This window comes from Spirosoma pomorum (genome assembly GCF_054776615.1).
In genome coordinates this window covers 502,561-529,497 of the sequence record NZ_BAAHBP010000037.1, presented here as the reverse complement: position 1 = coordinate 529,497, position 26,937 = coordinate 502,561, and the positions used below count along the sequence as shown (strand labels likewise).

Annotated in this window: 23 protein-coding genes; 18 read left to right on the top strand and 5 right to left on the bottom strand. The window is 52.0% G+C overall.

Annotated elements, in window-relative coordinates:
• Positions 1-6: 6 nt before the first annotated feature.
• The 4 genes from pckA to ACYVAD_RS23305 all read left to right on the top strand — a co-directional run bounded on the left by pckA (position 7) and on the right by ACYVAD_RS23305 (position 7,388).
• Positions 7-1,611, top strand: a complete 1,605-nt coding sequence (pckA, locus tag ACYVAD_RS23320; protein WP_461141947.1) for a phosphoenolpyruvate carboxykinase (ATP) — start codon at positions 7-9, stop codon at positions 1,609-1,611.
• Between the two features lie 27 nt (positions 1,612-1,638).
• Positions 1,639-2,637 (top strand): class 1 fructose-bisphosphatase, encoded by a 999-nt coding sequence (gene fbp, locus ACYVAD_RS23315; RefSeq protein ID WP_461141946.1) that lies wholly within the window; start codon positions 1,639-1,641, stop codon positions 2,635-2,637.
• Positions 2,638-3,222: 585 nt separating this feature from the next.
• Positions 3,223-6,444 (top strand): TonB-dependent receptor, encoded by a 3,222-nt coding sequence (locus ACYVAD_RS23310; protein WP_461141945.1) that lies wholly within the window; start codon positions 3,223-3,225, stop codon positions 6,442-6,444.
• Positions 6,445-6,524: 80 nt separating this feature from the next.
• Positions 6,525-7,388, top strand: a complete 864-nt coding sequence (locus ACYVAD_RS23305; RefSeq protein WP_461141944.1) for a glycerophosphodiester phosphodiesterase family protein — start codon at positions 6,525-6,527, stop codon at positions 7,386-7,388.
• Positions 7,389-7,465: 77 nt separating this feature from the next.
• Here ACYVAD_RS23305 and arfB read toward each other — a convergent pair whose 3' ends face one another.
• Entirely contained in the window at positions 7,466-7,867 is a 402-nt protein-coding gene (gene arfB, locus ACYVAD_RS23300) for an alternative ribosome rescue aminoacyl-tRNA hydrolase ArfB (protein ID WP_461141943.1), read from the bottom strand.
• 105 nt (positions 7,868-7,972) lie between these two features.
• On the opposite strand from arfB, the gene ACYVAD_RS23295 reads away from it, so the two are divergent.
• The 11 genes from ACYVAD_RS23295 to ACYVAD_RS23245 all read left to right on the top strand — a co-directional run bounded on the left by ACYVAD_RS23295 (position 7,973) and on the right by ACYVAD_RS23245 (position 18,179).
• On the top strand, positions 7,973-8,341 hold the full coding sequence (locus ACYVAD_RS23295; RefSeq protein WP_461141942.1) for a hypothetical protein: 369 nt from the start codon (positions 7,973-7,975) through the stop codon (positions 8,339-8,341).
• Positions 8,342-8,353: 12 nt separating this feature from the next.
• The gene (locus ACYVAD_RS23290) at positions 8,354-8,734 is read left to right on the top strand and encodes a hypothetical protein (RefSeq protein WP_461141941.1); all 381 of its coding nucleotides are present in this window, start codon (positions 8,354-8,356) and stop codon (positions 8,732-8,734) included.
• Positions 8,735-8,746: 12 nt separating this feature from the next.
• Entirely contained in the window at positions 8,747-9,496 is a 750-nt protein-coding gene (locus ACYVAD_RS23285; RefSeq protein ID WP_461141940.1) for a hypothetical protein, read from the top strand.
• Positions 9,497-9,689: 193 nt separating this feature from the next.
• Complete coding sequence (locus ACYVAD_RS23280) at positions 9,690-10,034, top strand: hypothetical protein (RefSeq protein ID WP_461141939.1); 345 nt, start codon at positions 9,690-9,692, stop codon at positions 10,032-10,034.
• A 51-nt stretch (positions 10,035-10,085) separates the two neighbouring features.
• Positions 10,086-10,433: a hypothetical protein gene (locus tag ACYVAD_RS23275; RefSeq protein WP_461141938.1), complete on the top strand. Its 348-nt coding sequence runs from the start codon at positions 10,086-10,088 to the stop codon at positions 10,431-10,433.
• 1 nt (position 10,434) lies between these two features.
• Positions 10,435-10,785, top strand: coding sequence for a hypothetical protein (locus ACYVAD_RS23270; RefSeq protein WP_461141937.1), 351 nt, complete (start codon positions 10,435-10,437; stop codon positions 10,783-10,785).
• A 163-nt stretch (positions 10,786-10,948) separates the two neighbouring features.
• Positions 10,949-11,515, top strand: coding sequence for a hypothetical protein (locus ACYVAD_RS23265; RefSeq protein ID WP_461141936.1), 567 nt, complete (start codon positions 10,949-10,951; stop codon positions 11,513-11,515).
• Between the two features lie 257 nt (positions 11,516-11,772).
• A complete protein-coding gene (locus ACYVAD_RS23260; RefSeq protein ID WP_461141969.1) occupies positions 11,773-12,708 on the top strand; it encodes a homoserine kinase in 936 nt (311 codons plus the stop codon).
• 49 nt (positions 12,709-12,757) lie between these two features.
• Positions 12,758-15,115: a glycoside hydrolase family 20 protein gene (locus ACYVAD_RS23255; protein ID WP_461141935.1), complete on the top strand. Its 2,358-nt coding sequence runs from the start codon at positions 12,758-12,760 to the stop codon at positions 15,113-15,115.
• 87 nt (positions 15,116-15,202) lie between these two features.
• Positions 15,203-16,654 carry an APC family permease gene (locus tag ACYVAD_RS23250; protein ID WP_461141934.1) on the top strand — a complete coding sequence of 484 codons (1,452 nt, stop codon included), beginning with the start codon at positions 15,203-15,205 and terminating at the stop codon, positions 16,652-16,654.
• Between the two features lie 178 nt (positions 16,655-16,832).
• The gene (locus ACYVAD_RS23245) at positions 16,833-18,179 is read left to right on the top strand and encodes a peptidoglycan DD-metalloendopeptidase family protein (RefSeq protein ID WP_461141933.1); all 1,347 of its coding nucleotides are present in this window, start codon (positions 16,833-16,835) and stop codon (positions 18,177-18,179) included.
• Between the two features lie 99 nt (positions 18,180-18,278).
• On the opposite strand, the gene ACYVAD_RS23240 is transcribed toward ACYVAD_RS23245, so the two are convergent.
• The 3 genes from ACYVAD_RS23240 to atpA all read right to left on the bottom strand — a co-directional run bounded on the left by ACYVAD_RS23240 (position 18,279) and on the right by atpA (position 21,782).
• Positions 18,279-18,848, bottom strand: coding sequence for a DUF4136 domain-containing protein (locus ACYVAD_RS23240; protein ID WP_461141932.1), 570 nt, complete (start codon positions 18,846-18,848; stop codon positions 18,279-18,281).
• Between the two features lie 389 nt (positions 18,849-19,237).
• Positions 19,238-20,134, bottom strand: a complete 897-nt coding sequence (gene atpG, locus ACYVAD_RS23235; RefSeq protein ID WP_461141931.1) for an ATP synthase F1 subunit gamma — start codon at positions 20,132-20,134, stop codon at positions 19,238-19,240.
• Between the two features lie 73 nt (positions 20,135-20,207).
• Positions 20,208-21,782, bottom strand: a complete 1,575-nt coding sequence (atpA, locus tag ACYVAD_RS23230; protein WP_461141930.1) for a F0F1 ATP synthase subunit alpha — start codon at positions 21,780-21,782, stop codon at positions 20,208-20,210.
• 387 nt (positions 21,783-22,169) lie between these two features.
• Between atpA and ACYVAD_RS23225 the strand changes: the two genes are divergently transcribed.
• The 3 genes from ACYVAD_RS23225 (at position 22,170) to ACYVAD_RS23215 (ending at position 25,515) form a co-directional block, all read left to right on the top strand.
• On the top strand, positions 22,170-22,973 hold the full coding sequence (locus ACYVAD_RS23225; protein WP_461141929.1) for an FKBP-type peptidyl-prolyl cis-trans isomerase: 804 nt from the start codon (positions 22,170-22,172) through the stop codon (positions 22,971-22,973).
• A gap of 113 nt (positions 22,974-23,086) precedes the next feature.
• Positions 23,087-25,186: a carboxy terminal-processing peptidase gene (locus tag ACYVAD_RS23220; RefSeq protein WP_461141928.1), complete on the top strand. Its 2,100-nt coding sequence runs from the start codon at positions 23,087-23,089 to the stop codon at positions 25,184-25,186.
• A gap of 89 nt (positions 25,187-25,275) precedes the next feature.
• The gene (locus tag ACYVAD_RS23215; RefSeq protein WP_461141927.1) at positions 25,276-25,515 is read left to right on the top strand and encodes a hypothetical protein; all 240 of its coding nucleotides are present in this window, start codon (positions 25,276-25,278) and stop codon (positions 25,513-25,515) included.
• A gap of 10 nt (positions 25,516-25,525) precedes the next feature.
• On the opposite strand, the gene ACYVAD_RS23210 is transcribed toward ACYVAD_RS23215, so the two are convergent.
• Positions 25,526-26,935: an MATE family efflux transporter gene (locus ACYVAD_RS23210; protein ID WP_461141926.1), complete on the bottom strand. Its 1,410-nt coding sequence runs from the start codon at positions 26,933-26,935 to the stop codon at positions 25,526-25,528.
• Between the last annotated feature and the right edge of the window lie 2 nt (positions 26,936-26,937).

Sequence of the window (26,937 nt, the reverse complement as noted above, 5' to 3'; positions counted from 1 at the left end):
TGCCCTATGAATATGAACGCGTTTCCAACACTTCCCGAAACTGACACGAGCCTGATGCAGGCATTAGGGCTACCTCCTACCACAACCGTAGCGCTAAATCTGTCCATATCGTCTTTAACCGATCTGGCCCTGGAGCGGGGCGAAGGGGTGCTAACCGATACAGGCGTGCTGATGTGCGACACCGGTACGTTTACGGGGCGTTCTCCCAAAGACAAATTCATCGTCCGCGATGACCTGACCGCTGAAACGGTGTGGTGGGGAGCGGTTAATCAACCGTTCAGTTCGGCAAAATTCGATGGTTTGCACCAGCGGATGCTTGATTCACTGACCGATAAAACAGCCTTCGTGCGCTACGTCAAGGCCGGTGCCGACCCACGCTACGCTATTAACATCGCCGTGATCAACGAACTGGCCTGGCATAATCTGTTCTGCCACAACCTGTTTATCGAAACGACCGACGCCGAACGCGCTAACTTCGCCCCCGACTGGACCATTCTGAACCTACCCAGTTTTCGGGCCGATCCCATCACCGACGGTACCCGGCAGGAGAACTTTACGATCATCAATTTCACGAAGCGCGTCGTTCTGATTGGCGGTACAGGCTACGCGGGCGAGATGAAAAAAGGCATTTTCTCGGTGCTGAACTACACGCTTCCTCGTCAGGGTGTCTTATCGATGCATTGCTCAGCCAATATCGGTCAGGCAGGCGACACGGCGCTGTTTTTTGGTTTATCAGGTACTGGCAAGACAACGCTCTCGACCGATCCCAACCGGCGATTGATCGGCGACGACGAACACGGCTGGAGCGATCAGGTATTCAACTTCGAAGGAGGTTGCTACGCCAAGGTCGTCAACCTGAGCGCGGAACACGAACCCGAAATTTACGGGGCCATCCGGCCGGGCGCGATTCTGGAGAATACGCGCTTTACGCCCGGCAGCCTGACCGTCGATTACGCCGACCAGTCCGTAACTGAAAATACCCGGACAGCCTACCCCCTTGATTTTATTGAGAACCGGGCAATACCGTCGATCGGAACCCCTCCCAAGCATCTGTTTTTTCTGACAGCCGATGCCTTCGGGGTATTGCCTCCCATCGCCCGGCTGACAGTTAAACAGGCCATGTATTACTTCCTGTCGGGCTACACGGCCAAGCTGGCTGGTACGGAAGTAGGCATCAAAGAACCCGTACCAACCTTTTCGGCTTGTTTCGGTTCAGCGTTTCTGCCACTGCATCCGTTTGACTACGCAAACCTGCTGGGTAAACACCTGGAAGCGGACGACGTACCGGTCTGGCTGGTCAATACGGGCTGGACGGGTGGTTCTTTCGGGACGGGCCAACGAATCAAACTGGCGTATACCCGTGCTGTCATCCGGGCCGCTCTCGACGGGACCCTGAATTCAGTCGACTACCAGACGCTGCAACCCTTCGGCTTACAGATTCCGCGCAGCTGTCCGGGTATCCCGGCCGAACTCCTCAATCCAAGTCAGACCTGGGCACGAACCATTGACTATGACGTAACGGCCAACCGGCTGGCACGAGCATTCCGGGACAACTACCTGACCTATCGAAAAAACACGGAAGAAGGACCGACCGAGTCTCTCTTCGCTTAGTCGCACATCCTCGTCTTTTCTGAACATATGCCCAGTTACTCGGAAGAAACCGTTGCCGTTCCGGTCGGGACGACGCTGGATCGGTTCATCAAACGTCGGCAGCAGGCGTCTCCAGCGGCTACCGGTGAACTCTCGCAATTACTGCGGGATATTGCGCTGGCGGCCAAGATCGTACAGCGGGAAGTCAGCCGGGCGGGTCTACTGGCCATCACGGGGGGCTTTGGTACCGAAAACCAACACGGCGAAGCACAGCAGAAACTGGATATGATTGCTCATGTCCGGTTTCTGCGCGCCCTGCGAAACGGGGGCGAAGTAGCCGCTATCGTATCGGAGGAAGAAGATAGTATTGTTCACACAGGTAACCAGCAGGGAAAATACGTTGTGGCCATTGACCCGCTCGACGGCTCATCAAACATCGACGTCAACGTATCGATCGGTACCATCTTCTCCATCTACCGGCGGGAGTCCCCGATTGGGAGTGCAGTCGTGGAAGGTGATTTTTTGCAGGGGGGACATCACCAGGTTGCCGCCGGTTACGTTCTCTACGGTACTTCGACCATGCTCGTTTATACTACGGGGCAGGGCGTTAACGGGTTTACATACGATGGATCACTGGGCGAGTTCTTCCTGTCGCACCCTAACCTGACCACACCAACCGACGGCCGGATCTACTCCTGCAATGAGGGAAATCTGGTTGATTTCCCAATGAGTGTTCAAACGTATATTACCCAGTGCCGTGAGCACCGATTTACGGCCCGTTACATCGGCGCGCTAATCGCCGACGTACACCGGAACTTGCTGAAGGGCGGCATCTACCTGTATCCCGCTACCCGGCAAGCCCCCGCTGGTAAGCTGCGACTCCTGTACGAATGTTTCCCGATGGCGTTTCTGGTTGAACAAGCGGGAGGTAGCGCTACCGACGGTCGAAAACGCATCCTCGATATTCCAATCGAGACACTGCACCAACGCACACCATTGGTCATTGGCTCGGCCAGCCTGGTCGACGCGGTCAGCCGACTTTACTGACCCGCCTTGGCGTTGGTTACTTTATGCAGACGGCCCCTTGTATCTAATTCAATAGAAGCCGATTGCCTAGTATCCAGTGTTCCCGTGTATCACAGGGGGTTGTGGGCTCGGTCTCAGACCACTCTTCCCGTATTTGCCGGATACACAAGCTTGGGTAATGAGTTTTCCCGTCGTTCCAGCCGCAGAACGTAAACAGCCAGTTTGCCACTTCGGCGTTTTTTGCCAATCCCGTTTCTTGATGCCATATAGGCCATCTTCCGTCAAGTTCCAGAATAATCGATGTCCGAATCATACTGTTTTTGGCGCAAGATACGACTGACCTCTATCTCGGTAAATTACCATTTTTGCTCGCGTATTAACCAGGTGTTACGGCCATAGATGGTATCCCTTTTATACGTCTACCTTATTCAATTTTCATGCGGACCGATTATTTATCAAACGAGATAACAGCTACCCGTTTGTGAATTTAGCATGAAGTACAGGCCTATTAGTATGATCCAAAAGTCATGTTTTGGTAATAGACGGTTAACATCCAGGTAACGTATCTACACTCTCTTTGCAATAGTAAAATCTATCATTATTGTAATGAGAAACAGGCTACTCTCTATTGTTTTATTACTATTTTCCATTTTGTGTCTGCCTGATAGGCTTCTGGCCCAGACGACACAGGCTTCTATCTCGGGAGTTATCTCTGAACAAAACAATGCCCCTCTGCCAGGCGCTACCATTCGGGTACGAAATGAGTCAACGGGTTTTTCAACCGGTACCGTTACGAACGTAAAGGGCGAGTACGTATTCAAAGAAATTCCACTGGGTGGACCATATACAGTTACCGTTACAGCCGTTGGGTTGGGCGAACAGCGTCGGACGGGGTACATGGTTAACCAGGGCGATGACATTAAAATCAATCTGACCATGCAGGAAACCGGACAGGATCTGGAAGTGGTACAGGTTGTGGCCTCGGGTCTGAAAAACAAAACGGACATTCTGGGGGCAGCAACGGCCATCAACGCTAAGTCGCTGGTGTCACTGCCCGTCAACGGACGTAATTTTACGCAGCTCATCAACTTGTCGCCCCTGACCAACAGCAGCGGTAGCCTGTCAGGACAGCTTGGTTCGTCGACCAACTACACGATCGATGGGATGAACGCGAAGAACCCGACGTCGGCCGGTTCGACGACCAGCCGCAGCGGAGCGCCTTACTCGATTTCGATCGAGGCCGTTCGGGAATTTAAAGTAATTACCAACCAATACGACGTCGTTTACGGCCGGGCCGGGGGTGGTTTGGTGAGCGCCGTAACCAAATCGGGCACAAACAAGCTGACGGGTAGCATCTTCAACTACACCCGCGCGAACTGGCTATCGAGCAAATACGACATTCGGGGTAACCAACGCAACGTACCGTTCTCGACCAACCAGTTTGGTTTCTCGCTGGGCGGACCGATCATCAAAGACAAACTACACTACTTCGTGGTCTGGGATCACCAGGAAGATTCGCGTCCCCTGATTATCGCTGACATTCAGACGTCGCTCGATGAGCGCCGGTTTAACGTAACGAACGCAACGCTCAATCAATTTGTCACTATCGCCCGTAACAAATACGGTATGGCTAACACGCAGCAGTTTGGTACGTTCCCGAAACGACGGGGTACTGACGCTGGTTTCGCCCGGATCGACTGGCAGATCAACGCCAATAACCTGCTGACCATCCGCGACAACTACACCAACGACCGCAACAAGTTGGGTCTCGCCGATAACACGTCGATCAATGCGTTTGAATCGTATGGTAATGACTACAACGTCGACAACAGTTTGCTGGCCACACTCCGTACGACTTTTACGCCGAAGATCACTAATGAGCTGAAGCTGCAACACCTGTTTACGTACCAGAAAAGCAGCCCCGGCGATCAGTTACCAGCCTCAAACATCCCGCGTAACATCGTTGAGACGGTACGGTCGACCATCGAGGGAGGTACGCTGTCAACCAACATTCAGATGGGCGGCCACCGGTTCGCGCAGGAAGGCTTTACGAACAATGTGCTGCAACTAGTTGACAACTTCTATTACAACACTGACCGGATTCAATATACGTTCGGAGTCGATCTGATGTATACCCACGCCAAGTCACTGTACGGCAGTGAAGTGAACGGACGATTCCATTATAACGAAAGCAGCAGCGTTGTTAATGGCGTTGTAACAGTAACTCCTGCGCTTGACAATTTTAACAACCTGCAACCGTACCGGTTCTACCGTGAGGTACCGCTCGTAGCCGATCCGACGGTGTACAGCAACATTCTCAACGCGGGTGTTTATGGGCAGATGACAACGCACCTGACCCCAGGCCTGGAAATGACCGCCGGGCTGCGTTTCGATTACGCTGTTTATCCGAAAGCACAATTTAACCAGTTGGTATTCGACGAGCTGAAACTACGTACGGATAATCAAATCAAGACCTTTATTCCCCAGCCACGTATTCAGTTTAACTGGGACGTCAATAACGAGCACCGTGACTTCGTTCGGTTTGGTGCCGGGGTGTTCGCATCAGACATCAACAACTACATGCTGATCAACAACCTGACCTTCGACGGCAAGCATTTCGCCACCGTCGATGTGCGGGGTACCGATGTACCTACGCCCAATTTTGCGGCATACCGGCAGAATTACGCCAGCATTCCAACACTGGCCCAGTTCCAGGTACCAACGATCAACATGACCGGCCCGAACGCCAAAATCCCAACGCTGTATAAGGCTAACGTATCGTACTCACGCTTCCTGACCGATAAACTGAAGGTGGGTATCTCGGGCTATATGTCGCTGGGCCGTAACAACTACATGTACGCCGACCGGAACATGGTGGCCGATCCGTTCTTCCGCCTGGCCAATGAAGATAACCGGGGGGTTTATGTACCGGCGGCCAGCATTACGTCGAGCGGGGTAACCGACTGGCAGCGGGGACGGCTTAGCAACAAGCTGGGCCGGGTGCTGGAGCTGAATAGCGAAGGCCGCGTTAATCAGTTTGCCGCTGTCGTTGATGCTACCTGGCAGTACTTCCGCGATGGGGAAATCACGGCGAGCTATACCTGGAACGATACTCGTGACAACGTAACGTACAACGGGAACGTAGCCAACACGGCTACGCTGGTACTGCCCGTAAAAGATGATCCGCGCAACCTGAGCAACATCACCTACTCGGATAACCACTTCCGTAACAAGGTTGTATTCTACGGTACACTGCCTTCGTTCTTTGGCATTACGCTCGGCGTTCGGTACACGGGCATCGGCGGCACCCGCTACTCGCTGTTGTCGGGGGCTAATACCAACGGCGACTTCGTGGCGACAAACGATCTGGCCTTTGTTTTCGACCGCAATAGTGCAGAAACACCGGCTAACGTTCGTACGGGCCTGCAAACGCTACTCGACAATCCCGACGCCAGCCAGAGCCTGAAAAATTACATCGATGCCTATTCAGGCAAGATTGCTCAACGTAACGGCGGCATCAACGGCTTCTATGGTGTACTGGATATCCGGGCGCTGAAGCGGTTCCGCATCTACAAAACTCACGCAATTGAGCTGTCGGCCGATATTTTCAACTTCGCCAACCTGCTGAATCGGAACCGGGGGACAAACTTGTCACTAGGCACCCAAACCCTATATGCGCTTGGCGTTCCAGCCAGCGGTGGCAACGCAGCGATTCCAGGTTTCACCCAGTCGACGCAGCGGTATAATTATCGGGTTAACAATTCAGGCGCGGTAACGCCTTCGGGCGATCCGTTCCAAATTCAGCTGGGCGCACGGTATAGTTTCTAACTTCTTTTCTCGCCGAGGTATTGATCAGGCTATTACTTTTACGCCTGGTCAATACCTCGCTTAACAACTACCCATTGACAATGATCAAGACGATTGGATTGGTAAGTCTGCTGCTTAGTTCTCATCTGGTACTGGCACAAAACAAACTCGACCGGCAGGGACACCGGGGCACGCGCGGCCTCATGCCCGAGAACACAATCCAGGCCATGAAAAAAGCTATGGACATCGGCGTTGAAACGCTGGAACTGGATGTGGTCATTTCGAAGGACAAGCAGGTTGTCGTTTCGCACGACCCGTATATGTCGGCCGACATTACGACCAAACCTGATGGAAATCCCGTTACGGCTGATGAGCAGAAATCGATCAACCTCTACCAGCTTACGTACGACCAGATCAAAAAATACGACGTAGGCAGCAAAAAGCATCCACAGTTTCCTGAGCAGAAAAACTTCCGGGCTTACAAACCCCTACTGACGGAACTGATTGACTCGGTTGAGGCCTACGCGAAAGCGAAGAAACTGCCAAAACCCCGTTATAACATCGAGATCAAAATGAGCCCGGCTACGGATAGTGTCTACAATCCCGAGCCCGCCGAATTCGTCAAACTGGTTATGCCGATCTGCCAGCAGAAATTAGGTACGCGGTATAACATTCAATCGTTCGACGCCCGCCCACTGCAATTGATTCATAAGGAATACCCAAAGGTGGCCATCGCGTACCTGACAGCGAATACAAAGTCAGTTGATGAGAATCTGGCTACGTTAGGTTTTACGCCAAAGACGTATAGCCCATACTACAAAGGCGTTACGGCTGAAACGGTGAAAGCCTGCCACGACAAGGGTATGCAGATTATTCCCTGGACGGTAAACACGAAGCCTGAAATTGACGGTCTGGTAAAACTCGGGGTTGATGGCATCATCACCGACTACCCCAATCTCTTCTAGTCAGAATTTACCTACCTAGACAAACGGGGGACCAGTGTAGCACTGGTCCCCCGTTTGTCTAGGTAGATACCTAATAGTTAATAATCAACCTTTCGGCGGTTAGCCTTTACGTCACCTTTCCGTTTTTTCTCGGTAATTCGTTCGGCAACGGCCGCTTTGGAGGGGCGCGTAGCCCGGCGGGGCTTGTCGGGCGTAAACGCTTTATCAATGAGCCACAGAAACTTGGCCGTTACCTTTTCTTTATTAGCCAACTGCGTGCGCTCGGTCTGATGCGTTAGCACCAGCTCGCCATCCGTTGTCAGTTTAGCGGCAAGTTTAGCTTCCAGCACCGCCCTCTCCTCATCGGTCAGAAGGGCCGAATTGCGTACGTTAAATCGCAGCTCTGCTTTCGTTGCCACCTTGTTGACATTTTGCCCACCTGCGCCCCCACTCCGGGCAAACTGGTACCTCACCTCGGTAAGCAATTGGCGTGAATCCATTCAATAGTCTATTTAATCGGTGGGAATTTTCGACGGAACGCAGCTCAACAGAAAACAATCCCGATTGCCACCGGTTTTTCCTTCAAAGCTAATTCTTATCACGTTATGGAAGATCCTAAAATACGATTTAACTCAGCCCTGGACAATACGTTGTCGCTGCTGGGCGGTGGCGTTGCCGCATCAAACCCTACGTCGGGTGCTGATCTGGTGCAGGAGTGGATTTTTGTCGTTCAGTCAGACGTCAGCACTCAGTGGGTAGCCGAGCCCCTAACCAGGCTACGGGATGCCCTCACGGAAGGCGATACGCACAAGATCGACGAACTTTTACACAATCTGGCTGGTGAAACCTCGGACCTGGCCAACAACACGGCCGAAGGTGAGGCAAAAAATAAGCTGAAGAGCCTGGCCTCAGCTCTCTACGATTTTGCCCAGCAGTTCAGCCAGTTTTCGCTGGAATCAAACGCCAACTCCTAAACTCAATACGTTATGATTTCTCAGGACCAAAATCAAACTTCGCTCATCGAAGAAACGGTCAACGCCTTCGACAGTGGTATTAGCAATATTGAACCACAGGATGGTCTGTCATTCATTGACCGATGGCTTGACCGGCTCGACCAAGTTGGTGACGACGCAACGGACGAAATTGCGGATACGCTGGAAGAACTTCGGGCCGAACTTGATACAGAAGAAACAGAAGGTGATCCCGACCCAACGGCAGTTGCTGACATTTTGCAGGATCTGATCGGTCAGACGCAGGCAGTCATGAAATCAGCTGAAGCCAGCGCCGAACAGCAAGAACTTTCTCAACTGATCGCTACGCTGGAAAACCTGCATCGCCAGGTATCTGCCAGCATTAGTGAGTCCTAAACCCAGAAAACTATGGCTATTGATCAGCACGCATTTAACCTGGTAGATACTACCGTTAATACCTTTAACGGGGGCGCGGTTAGCGTGTCGCCCATTGATGGTATTTCATTAATTGACAGTTGGATCAGCGTTTTACACACGGATGAGCAGGCCAAGGACTCAATCGCTACGAAACTGACCGATCTCCGCACCGAACTACGGAGTGGCTCGCCGGACGGTTCTCATATTCAGCAACTGTTAAAGGACTTAGCTCAGCAGGCCAAACAAACTGCCGACACCGCCGACTCGGCCGTGCAGACTAAGCTACAGCCACTGGTCGATTCCCTGGAAGGATTTAGCCAGCGACTGGGTGGATCGGGTGAGCAGCCCCAGGCTGGTAGCCAGGCACCTATGACGAGTACCGTTGGGGGCGAATCAACAAACAGCGGATCCGGAATTTCTGCCCTGGGTGACGATAACGATCACAGCCGGTTAACGGGCGGAACAACCAGCAACGGTCCGGCAGCAGCAGCTGGTATGGACGATACAACCGGCAGCGACGGCGGCAATGAGGAGACAACTTCTACCGACGATGAGCCAGAGAACACCGAGGAAGGAGCTTACCGAAGTGGCGACGCTGACGACACCAAAGACGAGGATAGCCAGAGCATGGACAAAGACGATGCCCGCCGGACCGAATCTCGTAGCATTGGTGGTATAGGCGTATCAGGCGGTACCGGCGACTCGGCCACAGCGCAGTCACAGGGCCGTTCGCAGTACTAAAAATCACCAAACCCGTCGCTGGTCCCCTGCGTTGCAGTTGGGCTCAACGACGGGTTTGTGTTTAACTAAACAAAGTATTTCGAGCAGAGTTTACTCATTGAAAACCGCAATTATTCGCTGATTTGGCTTATTTCAGCAAAGATGAGCTTTTCAGAAACAGTACGTTGCGGTCCACTACATTACACAACTACACATGGGAACGAATATTCTGGAAGAGCGCATGCTCGAAGATACATTGACTACCTTTCGGGATGGTCATCAGGCAGGCGTAACCCCGGCGCAGGGAGTTATGTTGATTGATGGCTGGCTTCAGGCCATGCAGGGCGACCCTAACATCGACCACCTGAAAGATGACCTGAACGCGCTACGTAACGAATTACAGGCAACGTCGCCCAACACCACCCAAATTAAGTCGCTGATGGGTACGTTAGCGACCAAAACCCAACAGGTTGCCGAGGCTCCAACTTCAGAAGGCACCTGGACAGGCAGTTTGGAACTACTGGCGAAATCGCTGCGCAGTTTCAGCGATTCCTTATAAGTCAACTTACCTCCGTCTTGAGGCTAAGTCAGTTTTTAAATTCACTACACAATGGAAGCAAACACATCACTCGAACACCGTATGTTAACCGATACCCTTGGTTTGCTGGGGGATGGAACAACGATCAACGTTACTCCCGAACAGGGAGTACTCCTGCTGGAAGGCTGGCTCAATGCGCTTCCCGGCGACGTTGGTGCCGAGCGGATTCTGGCGGAAGTAGGTACATTACGCGATTTATTAAAATCAGGATCACCTGATCCCGAACAGGCCCGTCATTTGCTTCTCAACATGGCCCGTCACACGGCCACGCTAGCTAACGAGCCTACAGTCGATAATCCCACGTCAGTACAGATAAAAAAACTGGCTGACGTACTCCGCACATTCAGTAATAACTTCTGATATGCTTACACACGAAGAATCAACCGATCTACTGGATTCAACAATGGCCCTTCTGGAAGGCGACAAGGCAACCGAAACGCCCCAGAGCGGTTTAGGCATCCTGGACCAGTGGTTGCAGCAACTGCACCAGGCCGATAACGCAACCGACATCACGACCTCGCTGGAGCAGGTGAAAACGCAATTGAAAAGCGATCAGATTAACAGTAGCGAACTCGGCCAACTACTTGATACGCTGGCGACACAAACAGCGGAGTTCAGCACCCTGATGGGCGCTGAGGGGGATATCTCCTCTCGTCTGGAAGGTCTGTCGGCAGCATTACGTACGTTATCAGGGCAGTTGAGCAATCCTTGATTCGTTGCTTTTTTACTTCTAATCCTCGTACAAAAAGTGGCTCAGATATGGGCCACTTTTTGTATCTTAGACGTATCCAACAAGCGGGTAAGCTCGTGCGTTGTCATAAGTAGAGCAGACCAGCAACCGTACGGTATCTGTTCCTTATTTTATCTGAACTAGTATGCAGGATATTGAACCATTCTACGGCTGGGAGAAGTATTACACAGCTTCAGAAGATGACCGGTCGCCGTTCCACGAACGAGAGTATAATATGCAATCGTACGAGAACGACATATATGGGTATTACATTCATCCACTTTGGGATGAAATCGGCTCAGAAACCCTTTACTGCAAGATTCTTTACGCCAACTACGACCGGCAGTTTGCGGTCATTGAGTTATTCGGCGAGTGGAATGATACGTTGCACAACGACATCATGTATCTGAAGCGACAGGTCGTGGATGTACTTGTGAATGAGGAAATTAAATACTTCGTTCTCATTGCTGAGAATGTTCTCAATTTTCACGGCTCCGACGATTCGTACTATGAAGAGTGGTTTGAAGACGTAGAGGATGGCTGGATTGCAGCTATTCATACGCCCGAGTTTATCCAGCAGGAATGGAAAAAATACCACCTCGATTACTACATCAATTTTGGGGGAACACTGGATCTACCCCAGTGGCGAACGGTGAAGCCAACGGCCTTATTTGAACTAGTTAATAGCTTGTTAGTAAGACGCCTGGGTTAAGCGTTCATGCATGACCTATCTTACCAACCATGGAACCGATTCGTCAACTCAGCCAGTCTCGGTAGCCTTTCTCTTGTAGCCGCTGGTGCATGAGACATCATACAGCCAAACGTTCAATACCGCTGCCTAGCTGGAGCAGGAAGAAATTAAGCTGAATAACTAACGGCAGAAGACAGCAGCGGTGTTGACTGTTCGTTCATTGCTAATCCCACCCGAAACCGCTAAACTTGCCTTTTCCTTCATTGCTTTTGCCCATCGTGAAGTCCATCAGTGTATTTGCCCCCGCCACCGTTGCTAACGTAGCCTGTGGATTTGACATATTCGGTTTTGCGGTCGCCAATCCCGGCGATCAGATTACGCTGACCACCAGCGATAAACCCGGTGTTCGTATTATTGACATCATCGGCGACGAGGGTCGGCTGCCGCGCGAGACGGAGCGGAACACGGCTGGCATCGCTATCCAAACGTACCTGAAACATATTGGCCGCACCGACGTAGGCGTTGATGTAGTGCTGCACAAGCAGATGCCGCTGGGCAGCGGTCTGGGCTCCAGCGCAGCCAGTGCAGTAGCTGGTGTTTTTGCTATCAACGAGCTACTTGATCGGCCACTTCCCACGATCAAACTGCTGCCATTCGCCATGGAAGGCGAACGGATTGCCTGTGGTTCAGCTCATGCCGACAACGTAGCGCCTTCACTGCTGGGTGGTTTTGTCGTTGTACGGAGCTACCAGCCCCTGGACGTCATTCGTATCGAGACACCAGCGTCACTGTATTGTACCATTGTTCACCCGGACATTGAGGTTAATACCAAAGACGCCCGTTTCATTCTAAAAAACGAAGTCTCGCTGAAAAATACCATTACGCAAATGGGAAACGTAGCGGGCTTGATTGCGGGCTTGATGACTCCTGATTACGACCTCATCAGCCGGTCGCTGGTTGACGTCATCATTGAGCCGGTACGCGCCATTCTGATTCCGGAGTTTAACGAGGTCAAACAGGCAGCTTTGGATAACGGCGCGCTGGGCTGTAGTATTTCCGGCTCAGGTCCATCAATGTTCGCCCTAAGTAGGAACGTAGAAACCGCTGAACAAGTCGGGGCTGCCATGCAGCAGGCTTTCCTGTCCGTCGGTATCACCAGCGAAGCCTACGTATCCGAAATCAACCGGGAAGGTCCCAAAGTGCTGACGAATTAAACCTTGATTCCCAACCTGGACTTTACAGCCTAGTCTTAGCCGTGACGTTATGCGCACCCGCTTTTTCTTTTTCGTACTGCTGTGCTGCGTTGCCTGCTCCGGTCTGAGTCAACCCGCCAATCAGTACGCTGTTATTCCGCGTCCGGCTCAGCTTGACCCTCGTACCGGCGCTTTCGTCCTCACCCGGAGCACAGTCATCACGGTTCCGTTTTCCCAGAGGGCGCTCAAAGCCGTTGCTGATACGTTCGCGTCTCAACTTAATCGCACCAGCGGTCTGGGTATTTTAGTTCAGGACGCGGGTTCCGCAGCGGGACAGGCCTCGTCTGACAATCAGATTCGATTTCGAACAGTCACTGATGCCACACTAGGCAAAGAAGGGTACCGCCTGGACGTAACGGACAAACAGGTTACAATTGAGTCGGCGGGAAACGAAGGCTTTTTTTACGCTGTTCAAACTCTCTACCAGCTTCTTCCACCGGCTGTTTTGGGAAATACCCTTGCACTGGGTACGAATCTGTTACCGGGTTGGCGTATACCGGCCTGCCGTATTCAGGATCAGCCGCGTTACGTTTATCGGGGCATGCATCTTGATGTAAGCCGACACTTTTTTCCCGTGTCGTTCATCAAGCGCTACATCGATCTGATGGCGCTCCACAAATTCAATAACTTCCACTGGCACCTGACCGACGACCAGGGCTGGCGAATCGAAATCAAAAAATACCCGAAACTCACGCAGGTTGGTGCGCAACGGCGCGAAACGTTAGTTGGCCATTATGACGATTACGACCCGCAGGTCTTTGACGGCAAACCATACGGCGGTTTTTATACGCAGGACGAGGTGCGTGAAGTCGTTCGGTACGCGGCTACCAGGTTTGTCAACGTAGTACCCGAAATTGAAATGCCGGGTCATGCACTTGCGGCCTTAGCAGCCTACCCCGAACTGGCCTGCGCTCCAGGTCCGTATCAGACAGCAACGAAATGGGGCGTTTTCAACGACGTCTTTTGTCCCACTGAAAAAACGTTTTCGCTATTGCAGGACGTGCTGGTAGAAGTAATGGCCCTCTTTCCCAGCCAGTACATCCATATCGGCGGTGACGAGTGTCCCAAAGTAGCCTGGAAGAAAAGCGCGTTTTGCCAGCAGTTGATGAAGCGCTATAAGCTAAAGAACGAAAACCAACTCCAGAGCTGGTTCATCACCCGGATCGATAAGTTTGTAACCAGCAAAGGACGCCGGATCATCGGCTGGGATGAAATTCTGGAAGGAGGTCTCTCGCCCAACGCGACGGTGATGAGTTGGCGGGGAACCAAGGGCGGTTTTGAGGCCGCCCGGCAGAACCACGATGTCATCATGACGCCGGGTCAGTTCTGTTACCTGGATCACTACCAGGGCGATCCGGGTCAGGAACCGCTGGGTTTCGGTGGTTCGTTACCCCTCTCGATGGTGTACTCCTACAACCCAACACCCGATAATTTATCCGCGAACGAGGCTCGTCATATCCTGGGGACGCAGGGAAACGTCTGGACCGAGTACCTGGCCAATTCGGATGAAGTTGATTACGCCGTCTGGCCCCGGGCGGCAGCCCTGGCCGAGGTATCCTGGACAGCGCCAGCGCTGAAAAATTACGACGATTTTAAAGCGCGGCTACTGCATCATTTCGACCGCTTGTCGGCTCTCCGCGTTAACTATTCGCGAACAATACTGGACGTAACGCCCTCGGCCAAACCAACAACAGACGGCAACGTACTGGTTTCGCTGACCGCCGACTCTCTGGCTCCGGTCATTCGGTACACGACCGACGGTACTGTTCCCTCAAGCGAGTCCGCCCGCTACGAAAAACCCTTCCCGCTCAACCAGTCGACAACCGTACGGGCCGCTACCTTTCGGGATAGGACACCGCTGAGCCAACCAGCTAAAGTTCGAAAAGAATACCTGATTTCGTTGGCAACCGGCAAGTCCTATACGTTGCTCTATCCGGCAACCGCGGGGCGTCCGGATAAAGGCAACATGCTTACCGACGGCACGGTGGCTAGTATGGGGGGATATGAAGTAGCGGATGTGGTTTCTTTCTCTGGTGACTTTGGCGCTGTCATCGATCTGGGAAAAACTCAACCGGTCAAAACAGTCCTGGTTGGTTTCCTGAAATACACAGCCAAGAACGTCTGTCTATCCAACATGGTCGACATTGCCGTTTCCGAGGATGGAAAAACATTTCGTTCGGTAGTAACGACCAATACTAATGCAGCTGAAGGAGGCAAGCGCGCTATTGTCCGGCTGCCCTTTTCATTCAGTCCAACGACTGCCCGTTACGTTCGAGTTGTTGCTCGCAATGTAGGCACTGTTCCGGCTGGGTTGCGTTACCCCGAACGAAAAGCACAACTTATGGTTGACGAGATCGAAATCCGCTGACTACTTCGACGGCTAACCAAACTTTATTTGCATTTCTAGCCACCTAGATGCTTATTGGCGTATTATTCCTTTAAATCGCCAAATGCTGTGCAAGCAACCCTGGAAGAAAAAACTGAGTTTAAACGTTCGTTAAGTCTCCTCGATTCTACGCTCATTGTTTCCGGAACCATGATTGGCTCCGGCGTTTTCATCGTCTCGGCCGATATGGCCCGTAACCTGGGTTCGTCAGGCTGGTTGTTGGCGCTGTGGGTGCTGACGGGTGTGCTGACCATAGCCGCGGCACTCAGCTATGGTGAACTAGCCGGTATGATGCCCAAAGCGGGCGGTCAGTACATTTACATCCAGCGCGCGTTCGGCCCACTCACGGGCTTTGTCTACGGCTGGACAGTTTTTACGGTTATTCAGACCGGCACGATTGCTGCCGTGGCCGTAGCCTTCACCAAATACACCGCCGTGTTTTTCCCGGCACTTGGTCCCGAGAACGTACTGCTCGCGCTCGGTCCCGTCAAAATTACGTTAGGATCCCTCTTTGCCATTGGTAGCCTGGTTCTGCTGACCTGGCTCAATAGCCGGGGCGTTCAAAGTGGCAAATTGATTCAGAACGTTTTTACGTCGACAAAAATCATTGCCCTAGTTGGCCTCATCATCATTGGTATTACCCTCGGCCTGAAAACAGGGCTCCTGTCCACAAACCTGACCGATGCCTGGGCAGCGACCAGTACATCTACCGATGGTTCAGTTGTCCCGCTGGCTGGCGTCGCGCTTCTGCTGGCGTTTGGTACGTCGATGGTGGGTTCACTATTTTCAGCCGATTCCTGGAATAACGTTACGTTCATTGCCGGGGAGATCGAAAATCCGCGCCGGAATATTCCACTGGCCCTGTTTCTGGGGACCTTCCTGGTTACGACCATTTATTTCCTGGCGAATATCTCTTACCTCTCCCTCCTGCCACTGAAAGGCTCACCCATGGCAACGGACATCCTGGGACGGGGAATTCAATTCGCCGAGGCCGATCGAGTCGCTACGGCTGCTGTATCAACCATCTTCGGGAACGTAGCGGTTGCCATTATGGCGGGCCTGATCATGATCTCCACCTTTGGGTGCAACAACGGGCTTATTCTGGCTGGTGCCCGGCTCTACTATGCGATGGCGCAGGATGGATTGTTTCTGAAGCAGGCGTCGCATCTAAACAGGAATGCGGTACCGGGTCGGGCGTTGTGGCTGCAATGTCTCTGGGCATCGCTGCTCTGCCTGTCAGGAACCTACGGCGACCTACTCGACTACTGTACCTTTACGTCGCTTTGCTTTTATATCGTAACCATTGGAGGACTGTTTGTCCTACGCCGTAAGGAACCCAATGCGGAGCGTCCTTACCGTGCCTTTGGCTATCCGGTAGTACCTGCGCTTTACATACTCGCCGGACTGACGATTTGTGGGATTCTGCTATACACGAAAACGTTCAACACGGGCATGGGTCTGCTTATCGCGGGGCTGGGAATACCTGTCTATTTCTTTACAACACGCAGCCAGCGGGCTTAGCCGCTTCGGACGCCCCAAGTTCCTTTATGTCCTGATTGACGGAGAAGTCTGTGAGTCAGGACATAACTATTTTATGGTATCTGTCGTTTTTTGAGTAGAGAGTTCCGGTCAATTCCCGTCGAAGCACCCAGGTACTCTTTCCTATTCTCATAGATTCAGTCAGCATTTTATACGCTTTATGCCAGACAAGTTTTTCTGTCGGTTACCCATCATCAGTGGCCTGATTTTCCTGTTAAATGCCTGTACGGGTATTGGCCCTGCCACAACCTTATTCCGGTCAGCATCACCGCACGAACAATACGGGCAGTCTCTCAAAGACGCTAAACTTAACAGGACAGCCTTAGGTGCTGATTGGCTGACAGCCAGCGAACGGGCGCTCCGCGATTCGCTCAAGATTACGATCCCCTATCGAGAAAGCGGCTATTTCTCCGCGGAGAAAGCGTTTGCCGTTGGTTACCGACTAGATGCCCAACGTGGCGACAAAATGCTGATCAAAGCAGAGACGCAGGGTAGTCGTGACGCCCAGGTTTTTATTGATGTATTCAGCGTAGATGAGCGGGGACGAACGAATCTCCTAGCTTCCTCAAAAGCGGATACTAACGTACTAGCCTGGGAACCTCGTCGTACGCAGACCTACCTGATCCGGGTACAACCCGAGTTACTACGTAGCGGTCAGTTCACGATCTCCGTCACCCGCGAACCTGCTCTTAGCTTCCCGGTTAAAGGACGGGACAGCCGTCAGATAAGCAGTTTCTTCGGCGTTGCCCGTGATGGAGGACGACGGCGACACGAGGGCGTGGACATCTTTGCCCCCCGTGGTACGCCAGCCGTAGCCGCCGTCAACGGCACGATCTCGAACGTTACCACGAATCAGTTAGGCGGTAACGTCGTTTTCCTGGCCGACAACGACCGGAACATCCGGCTGTACTACGCGCACCTCGACCGCTGGAACGTAACAAACGGGCAACGAGTAGCTATTGGCGATACGGTCGGCTTTGTGGGAAATACGGGTAATGCTCGCACGACCGGACCGCATCTGCATTTCGGCATTTATGAATTTGGTGGGGGCGCTACCGACCCCCTACCGTTTATCCGGCAAGGACGTGGTCCAGCGCGGCAGGTCCTGATGGCCGATGGCCGACTGGGAACGTCAGCGCGTGTATCGGTCGCTCGCTCGTTTGTCCGCATCGCCCCCAGCAGCGATGCCGCTATTATCCGGGAGTTACCACGGTCTGTTACCGTTCAAATCATCGGGGGTACCAACGCCTGGCCGCGCGTCGAATTACCCGATGGGTTAACAGGCTACGTGGCCACGGCTACGCTGGAATCAATCAGCCGTCCTTTACGTCAGCAAACGCTGGCGACAGCCCGTAATCTATTGGATGAAGCGAACCCGCTAGCTGCGGCAAAAGAGACGCTGTCAGTCGGAACCACCATCGACATACTGGGCGCATTCGATGGGTTTGATCTGATTCGGAAGTCAGATGGTACAACGGGCTGGCTTGCCCGTCAGGCTACGCCTTAGTCTCGAAAAGCGCTATTTCGGAAGCTAAATGACAACTTATAAAACAAAAAATGCCTGCACATCACTGGATGAGCAGGCATTTTTCAGTTCAGCAATTACTTACCGAGCTGCCCCATAATCCTGGCCAGCACTTTCCGGAAAGTTCTTCATGATACTCGTTACCGTTTCGCGAAATGCCTGATCGCGATCACGCTCTTTGTTCCGGTTGTTCAGCTGGCCCGTTGCCCAACCCTGCCAAACGATATCGTTTGAGCGCGAATCAATTACGTTGACAACAACCCTGTTCTCTTCGTACTGGCGGGAGTATACATTGTTACCCATACCACCGTACCACCAGGAATAAGGCGAGTACATACCGTTCGATTGAACCTGTTGGCGATCTTTCGAATCCGTAAAGAACCGGACCACCAGATCAGCTTCACCCTGCGTTACTGGTTTGTAACCACGTGCTTTCAACGACACGTCTAACGCATCAGCGATACGACGCTGATTGAGGTTACTACCCACAATTGGATCGGCGTTACGTTGCCGGTCGGCTTCGATGCGGTACGTCGAAAACTGACGTACGTTTACTTTAGGGTCATAGTCGTACTTAACCGTAATAGCGGGGGCGCAGGACGCCAGCGTACCGACGATAAATAGACTGCTAATTATGCGATTGAGTTTCATGTGTTTGTTTAAGCATTTTAGGATCAAACCGAATAGGTAACGCTATGAAATCGCCCGTTCGTATATGACAACTAAATAACTATATATTGCCTTCATTGGTTCCTGTGCAGGAAGGCATTCTACGTAAAATACATAGAGTTAACCACCTGACTACCAGACAATAACCACTCACAGAGCAGATACTATATGAGTAACGTCGGCTCAATATAAACTATTACTGGATCTACGTCAAATTAATGATTTTTAACAGCTGTTTGGCAGCTCCATAGACCGGCTAAACAGTCATCCTTCTGTAAGCCTGTACGCAGTAGAATTAGCAAATGATGCACTCAAAACAAAAAAGCCACTATCGGTTCGATAGTGGCTTTTCCTATATGGTCTGCGGCTTACTACGCTGCGCTGGCTAATGCTTCAGCACCACCTACGATTTCGAGAATCTCTGTCGTGATAGCGGCCTGACGCGTCCGGTTGTATACCAGACGAAGCGCTTTCAGCAATTCACCGGCGTTATCGGTAGCCTTGTCCATAGCTGTCATCCGAGCGCCGTGTTCAGCTGCGTTGGAATCAAGTACGGCTTTGTATAACTGGATTTTCAGCGTTTTTGGAATCAACTCCGTAATGATCTCTTCTTCCGAAGGCTCGAAGATATAATTAACGGCAGAACTCGTCACTGCGGCCTGATTCGTCGGACTAGCCGATACGATAGGCAGCATCTGCTCCGTCCGAACAATCTGAACAGCCGCGTTTTTGAACTCGTTGTAAACGAGTTCGACTACGTCGTAGCTACCGTTTACGAAGCCAGCCATAGCCTCTTCAGCCGCCAGCCGCACGTTCGCAAAGCTCAGTGAGCCAAAAGCATCGACATAATTCGTGTTGACTTTAAAGCCACGGCGCTGGAAAGCTTCGGATCCCTTCTTACCGATGGCCATAATTTCAACGTTACCCGACCGAGCCTGCGACGCGTATTTTTCTTCGATCAGCGACAGCGCGGCTTTAATCGCGTTCGTGTTGAATGCCCCACACAGACCGCGGTCCGACGTAATGACGATCAGCAGGACCCGATCAATATTCCGACCTTGTTTGTACGGACTTTCTTGGGCCGTTTCTGCCCCTGCCGAAACCGTACTCAGCATCTGGCCTAGTTTCTGCGCATATGGCCGCAATTGCGTGATATTATCCTGCGCCCGGCGCAGCTTGGCAGCCGCCACCATTTTCATGGCTTTGGTGATCTGCTGCGTCGAGTTGATCGACGAAATGCGGGCGCGTACTTCTTTAAGGCTTGCCATTCGTGGTGGTTGTTGGTTGTGGATTAGCCGTCAGCCAGCTTGCTCACTGGCCGACGGTTACCGAACCTTATTCTTAGTAGTTTGCCGACAGATCAGCCGCTACTTTCTTCAGTGTAGCGGTGGCTTCGTCGGTTAGTTTACCGGCACGTAGATCGCTCAGTACAGAAGGATACTGGGCGTTTAGCACCATGCCAAACTCGCTTTCAAATGCTCTCACTTTGTTAACCGGTACTTTATCGAGCAGACCGTTGGTCGATGCGTAGATAATAGCAACCTGCTGCTCAACGGGTACTGGTGAGTACTGAGGCTGTTTCAGCATCTCCTGGTTCCGGCGACCGCGTTCGATCGTCAGTTTAGTTGATGCATCCAGGTCAGAACCGAACTTCGCGAAGGCTTCCAGCTCCCGGAACTGCGCCTGGTCGAGTTTCAGCGTACCAGCTACTTTTTTCATCGACTTGATCTGGGCGTTACCACCTACCCGCGATACCGAAATACCCACGTTGATAGCTGGACGAATACCGGCGTTGAACAGGTTCGACTCTAGGAAGATCTGACCGTCGGTGATCGAGATTACGTTCGTTGGGATATAAGCCGATACGTCACCCGCCTGCGTTTCGATGATTGGAAGCGCCGTCAGCGAACCACCACCTTTCACCTTGTCTTTCAGACTTGGTGGCAGGTCGTTCATATTCTTGGCGATCTCGTCGTTTGAGTTGATCTTGGCAGCCCGCTCCAGCAGACGGCTGTGCAGGTAGAACACGTCTCCTGGATATGCTTCCCGTCCTGGTGGGCGACGCAACAGCAGTGACACTTCACGGTAAGCTACCGCCTGTTTCGACAGATCGTCATAAACAACCAGTGCTGGACGGCCCGTGTCACGGAAATACTCACCAATGGCCGCACCCGTAAACGGCGCAAAGAACTGCATTGGCGATGGATCAGATGCGTTCGCTGATACGATTACGGTGTAATCCATCGCACCTGCTTTACGCAACGTCGCTTCAACCTGCTTAACGGTCGATGCTTTCTGTCCGCAGGCAACGTAGATACAGTAGACAGGCTCTCCTTTGTCGAAGAACTCTTTCTGGTTGATGATCGTATCGATAGCCACAGCGGTTTTACCCGTCTGACGGTCACCAATGATCAACTCCCGCTGGCCACGGCCGATTGGGATCATGGCGTCGATAGCCTTGATACCTGTCTGCATAGGCTCCGTTACGGGCTGGCGGAAGATAACACCCGGTGCTTTACGCTCCATCGGCATCTGGAACAGTTCACCCTGGATCGGGCCCATTCCGTCGATTGGCAGACCCAGCGTGTTAACGACGCGGCCTAGGATACCTTCACCCACGTTTACGTAGGCAATCTGGTCAGTACGTTTTACGGTATCACCTTCTTTGACTTCAGAGTAATCGCCGAGCAATACAGCTCCCACGTTGTCCTCTTCCAGGTTCAGGGCCATTGCCTGAAGCCCGTTGTCAAACGACAGCAATTCACCGGCCTGCACTTTAGACAAGCCGTAGATACGCGCTACGCCATCGCCGATTTGCAGCACCGTACCGACTTCTTCGAGTTCAGCCTCGGTCTGGGTCCCAGCCAGTTGCTGGCGCAGAATGGCAGATATCTCGTCGGGTCTTACGGATTCCATATGTTTATAACGATTTTAAACGATTGGTTTTAGGCCGCAAAGGTACGATTAAAATTGGATAAAATTTTGTTTGTCACCCGAATAAGATGAGGATTTTTTACTTTTCAGGTAAGGCAACATTGCCCATTATGACCGCTGGAAAAGCGTAATTGCCATTCATCAAAATTTGGTAGGCTTTACAGGCACCAAATGCTCATTAATGATATGGTTTTGTTAGGTTTAACAGCAGAAAATACGGCACTCCTTTCCAGCACGTTGCGGGGTCAATTCCAATGTCTTATTTGACAAAATTTTACAGCAATCTAAGTTTACCAAACTTTTCTGCTATCCATTCACGTTTTATCAATAAACTAACTTTAGTCTATTTACCCCGTTCTTTTTGTTCGCATGAAGTTTAACCAATGGACGCTGGCTGGTGTAACCTCAGCCGTTTTATTAGCCGGTACTGTTTCGGCGCAAGTAAAGAAGCCCGCTACGAGCAAGTCAACCTCTACTGCCCGATCAACCGCAGCCAAACCAGCCGCTCCAGCAACCTCCGCTACCACCATTAAATCGTCTGGCGCAGCAATCAAATCCTCACAGGATTCTATTAGTTATAGCATCGGTCTGTTCATGGCGCAGAACCTGAAGCAGCAAGGTATGACCGATCTGAACAATGCTCTGTTGACGAAAGGCTTAGAAGATGCGCTGGCAGGTCAGAAAACGCAGATATCGATGGATCAGGCGGGTCAGCTTTTACAGGCCTATTCGCAGAAGCAATACGCTGCACGTAACGAAGAGATGATGAAAGCTTCGGCAGAAAACAAGAAAGTGGGTACGGCCTTCCTGACGGAGAATAAGGCAAAGGCTGGTGTAGTAACTACCCCCAGTGGGTTGCAGTACTCGGTTGAAAAAGAGGGAACTGGTGCTAAACCAACCGCAACAGATCGGGTTAAAGTACATTATACGGGCAAACTGCTTGATGGGAAAGTGTTTGACAGTTCTGTCGAACGGGGACAACCCGCCGAGTTTGGTGTTAACGAAGTAATCAAAGGCTGGACAGAAGCGCTGCAACTGATGCCCGTCGGCTCCAAATGGAAGTTATACATTCCGTCGGATCTGGCTTACGGCGATCGGGGTGCAGGCCAGGACATCAAACCCGGCTCAACGCTGGTGTTCGATGTAGAATTGCTTGATATTGTTAAACAATAAAGAGTGAAAGAATGAAAGGGCGAAAGAGCGATTTCTGATCGTCTTTTCTCCTGACGGTTAGACATCGCTCTTTCACCCTTTCATTCTTTCGCCATTAAATCTGGGTAGTGTAGATGAAGAAATATCTGGTGACCCTTGTACCCGTGCTGATGCTGAGCTTTCAGCCGGACCTGCCGTCGGACGGCGCTCCCGTACGGACGGTATCTTCCTCCCAATCGGTGACGGATGAACTGAAGCCTTCTGTTTCGCAGGAGAAAGTCGAAACGTTAGTGGCCAAGCTGCTGACCACCTACCACTACCGGAAGGTACGCCTGAACGATTCACTATCGTCGGTCGTCTGGGACAACTATCTGAAAGAGGTTGATAACAGCAAAACGTATCTGCTGGCGTCGGACGTATCCTCGTTCGAGAAGTACCGGTATCAGATCGACGACGCCCTGGTAAACGGCGATCTGACGGCTGCCTACGACCTTTTCAACGTATTCCGCAAGCGGTATCAGGAGCGGAGCGCGTTCGTTAAGGAGCAGTTGAAGAAGCCTTTTACGTTCACAGCGGACGAGACGTTCAATACGGATCGGGAAAAAGCGACCTGGCCTAAGAGTATCGAGGAACAGAATGATTTATGGCGCAAGATTTTGAAGAATCAGGCGCTGGAGCTCAAACTGGGTAACCGCACCGATAGCGCAGTGACGGCAACGATGACGCAGCGATACAGCAATCTGGACAAAGCCATCAACCGGCTCAAAAGCCCGGAGGTATTCCAGATGTACATGAACTCGTTTGCTGAAGCGCTTGATCCGCACACAAACTACCTTTCGCCGTCCAACGCTGATCGCTTCAATCAGGAAATGAGTCAGTCGCTGGAAGGAATTGGCGCCATGCTGCAGGAAGACGGTGATTATATTAAAATCACCAACGTACTGCCCGGTGGTCCTGCGTTCAAAAGCAACCTGCTGAAAACGAACGACAAGATTGCGGGTGTGGCACAGGGGGACAATGGCGCTATGGTAAACACCATGAACTGGCAGGTTGACGAAGTGGTCAAGCTGATCAAAGGTCCCAAAGGTACGGTTGTCCGGTTGCAGGTCGTATCGCCCAACGCGCTGGCGGGTGCCCCACCAAAGGAGATCCGGTTGGTTCGGGAAAAGATCAAACTGGAAGAATCACGCGCCAAAAAAGAAGTTATTGATGTAACAGACAATGGCAAGACGCTCAAAATCGGGGTAATCAACATTCCAATGTTCTACCGGGATTTTGACGGTGCACGCAAGCACGAAGAAGGATTCAGCAGCACAACCAGCGACGTTCGCAAGTTCATTGACGAGCTCAAAGCCGAGAAAGTAGCGGGTATCGTGATTGACCTGCGTGACAACGGCGGTGGTTCTCTGACCGAAGCGATTGATCTGACGGGTCTGTTCATTCCGAAAGGTCCTGTGGTTCAAGTGAAGGAGTCGTCGGGTGAAACCGAAGTATATTCGGATAAAGACGGCGGTAACGTAGCGTACTCGGGTCCAATGGCTGTGCTGGTTAACCGCTTTAGCGCGTCAGCCTCGGAGATCTTCGCGGCAGCCATCCAGGATTACAAACGGGGCGTTATTGTTGGTGGCCAGACGTTCGGTAAGGGTACCGTACAGACGCTGATTGATCTGAATCAGTGGTTACCAAAAGAACCCGAGAAAGTAGGTCAGGTGAAAATGACGATCCAGAAGTTTTACCGGATCAACGGCAGCAGCACCCAGCATCGGGGCGTAACGCCGGACATTGAGCTCCCTTCAGCATTCTCGGCGGAAGAATACGGCGAAAGTTCTCAGAAGAGCGCGCTCCCCTGGGACCAGATTAGCTCGACCCGGTACGAATTGTCTTCTAGTTTGAACGATAAGATCCTGAGCCGTCTCCGGGATCGTTTCGATCAACGTCTGAAATCAGATCCGGAACTGAAGCAGTTAGCGCAGGATCTGGCTGATTTCAAGAAAGCGAAAGAAAACACGGTTGTATCGCTGCAAGAGTCGAAACGCCGGAAAGAACGCGAAGAAGCAGAACGCAAACGGGCAGCGGCCAACAAAGTATCGCAGATGTCGTCGGCTCAAACGGATGACAGCGACGCAACGACAGCCGATGCGAACAAAAAAGATGCGAACAAGAAAAAGAAAGATCCGTATCTAAACGAAGCCGGCTTGATTCTGGCTGATTATATCCTCGCCGTTAATAAATAAACGACGGGTGAACGAATCGAGTAAAACATGAAAGGCCGCCCAGCAAACTGTTGGGCGGCCTTTCATGTTTTATTAGCTAAACAAAGGTTATGTGGTATTTTCTTATTCGGCAGGATTCCCTCGAGCCAGCGCAGTATCGGAAACTTCAGCAGCTGGTCAATCTAACAGAAATTGAACTATTCAACGAACCCTACGGAAGCTGGTACGTATTTACGGTTGAAAGAGACGATTACTCCGCCTTCGTGGACCACCTGGACCGAGAGGGCATCAGCTACGAACTAGCGGCCGAGCGCCCAACGCGGGAAGAATTGCGGGATCGGATGCGCTGATCGTCCGTGATTATATGGACAAAGGTGTAGTGTAGTCAACTGGTTTCGTGCTTTGAGTATCCACCAAGGCCGACACGTTACGTACCCGCCGGAAGAAGCGCCAGGTAAGCAGTATAGCCGCTATCGTCAGGCCCATAAGCAGTCCAATCCAGACACCGATGGCATCGAGCTTAAACGGGATACTTAATACGTAACTAAGCGGTAGCGCCACCCCCCAATACGAAAACAGGGTAATCAAGGTTGGTACATTCACGTCTGATAGCCCCCGAAGTGCGCCAACACCTACGACCTGAATGCCGTCGGAAAGTTGAAAAATACCCGCCATCAGGACCAACGTAGCAGCAATCGAAGCTACGGCCGGATTATCGCGGATGTATAACGATACCAGCCATTCATTGGCTGTCAGGAAAAGAACGGCGGCTACGCTCATAAAACTAACCGATAATAAGCAAGCCGCTACCCCCGCCCGCCGGGCTTCGAACTGACTTCCCCGCCCAATGGCCGCTCCAACCCGAATAGCAGCCGCCGAAGAAATTCCGGTTGCCATCATGTACGTAACAGAAGCGGCATTAATGGCGATTTGGTGAGCAGCCAGTTGATTCTCACCCAGCCATCCCACAATAACAACCGCGAGGGAGAACGTAGCCACTTCAAAGAAGAACGTCAAGCCACCCGGCACGCCCAGCTTCAGTATCGTTTGAATATCATCGCGAACGGAAATTGCAGCCGTTGACACCGCCAGCAGGAACGGCTTAAAACGAGCCGACCGGTAAACGTACACCAGCATGGCCACGGCCATGTAAACACGGGACAGCAGCGTAGCGAACGCCGATCCCATCAGCCCTAATTCTGGGAACGGGCCAAAGCCAGTGATCAATACGTAATTAAAAAACGCATTCAGTACCAGCGCCGACAACGTAATGGCCATCGCTACCCGTGGAAAGCGGAGTCCGTCAGCGAGTTGGCGAGCGGCAACGAATACTAGCAGCGGCATTAGCGAGGCAGTCAGTATAAGCATAAACTCCCGGGCCGGAACCGTAATTTCTGCCGATTGGCCAAACAACTCGAAGTGGTAAGCCAGTAGGACTGACAATCCGCCGAACAGAATACTAAATAGCAACGACACCCACAGGCCTGCCCGGAAAAAGCGCTTCACACCAACGATATCCTGACGGCTGTTTGCCTGCGACACCAGCGATGCTACGACGGCTAATCCACCCACGCCGATGCTTGACATTAGAAACGATAACGAAGTAGCCAAACCGGCCGCCCCCAGTGGGATTGCTCCCAATAAACGCCCTACAAACAGGTTGTCGGTGACACCCATTAGAATAACCCCCAGCTGGGCAATCACGATAGGGACACTCAAGCGCAGCGTGTCGACAAGCTCGGAACGGTAGGCGCGTAAAAACCGAAACATAT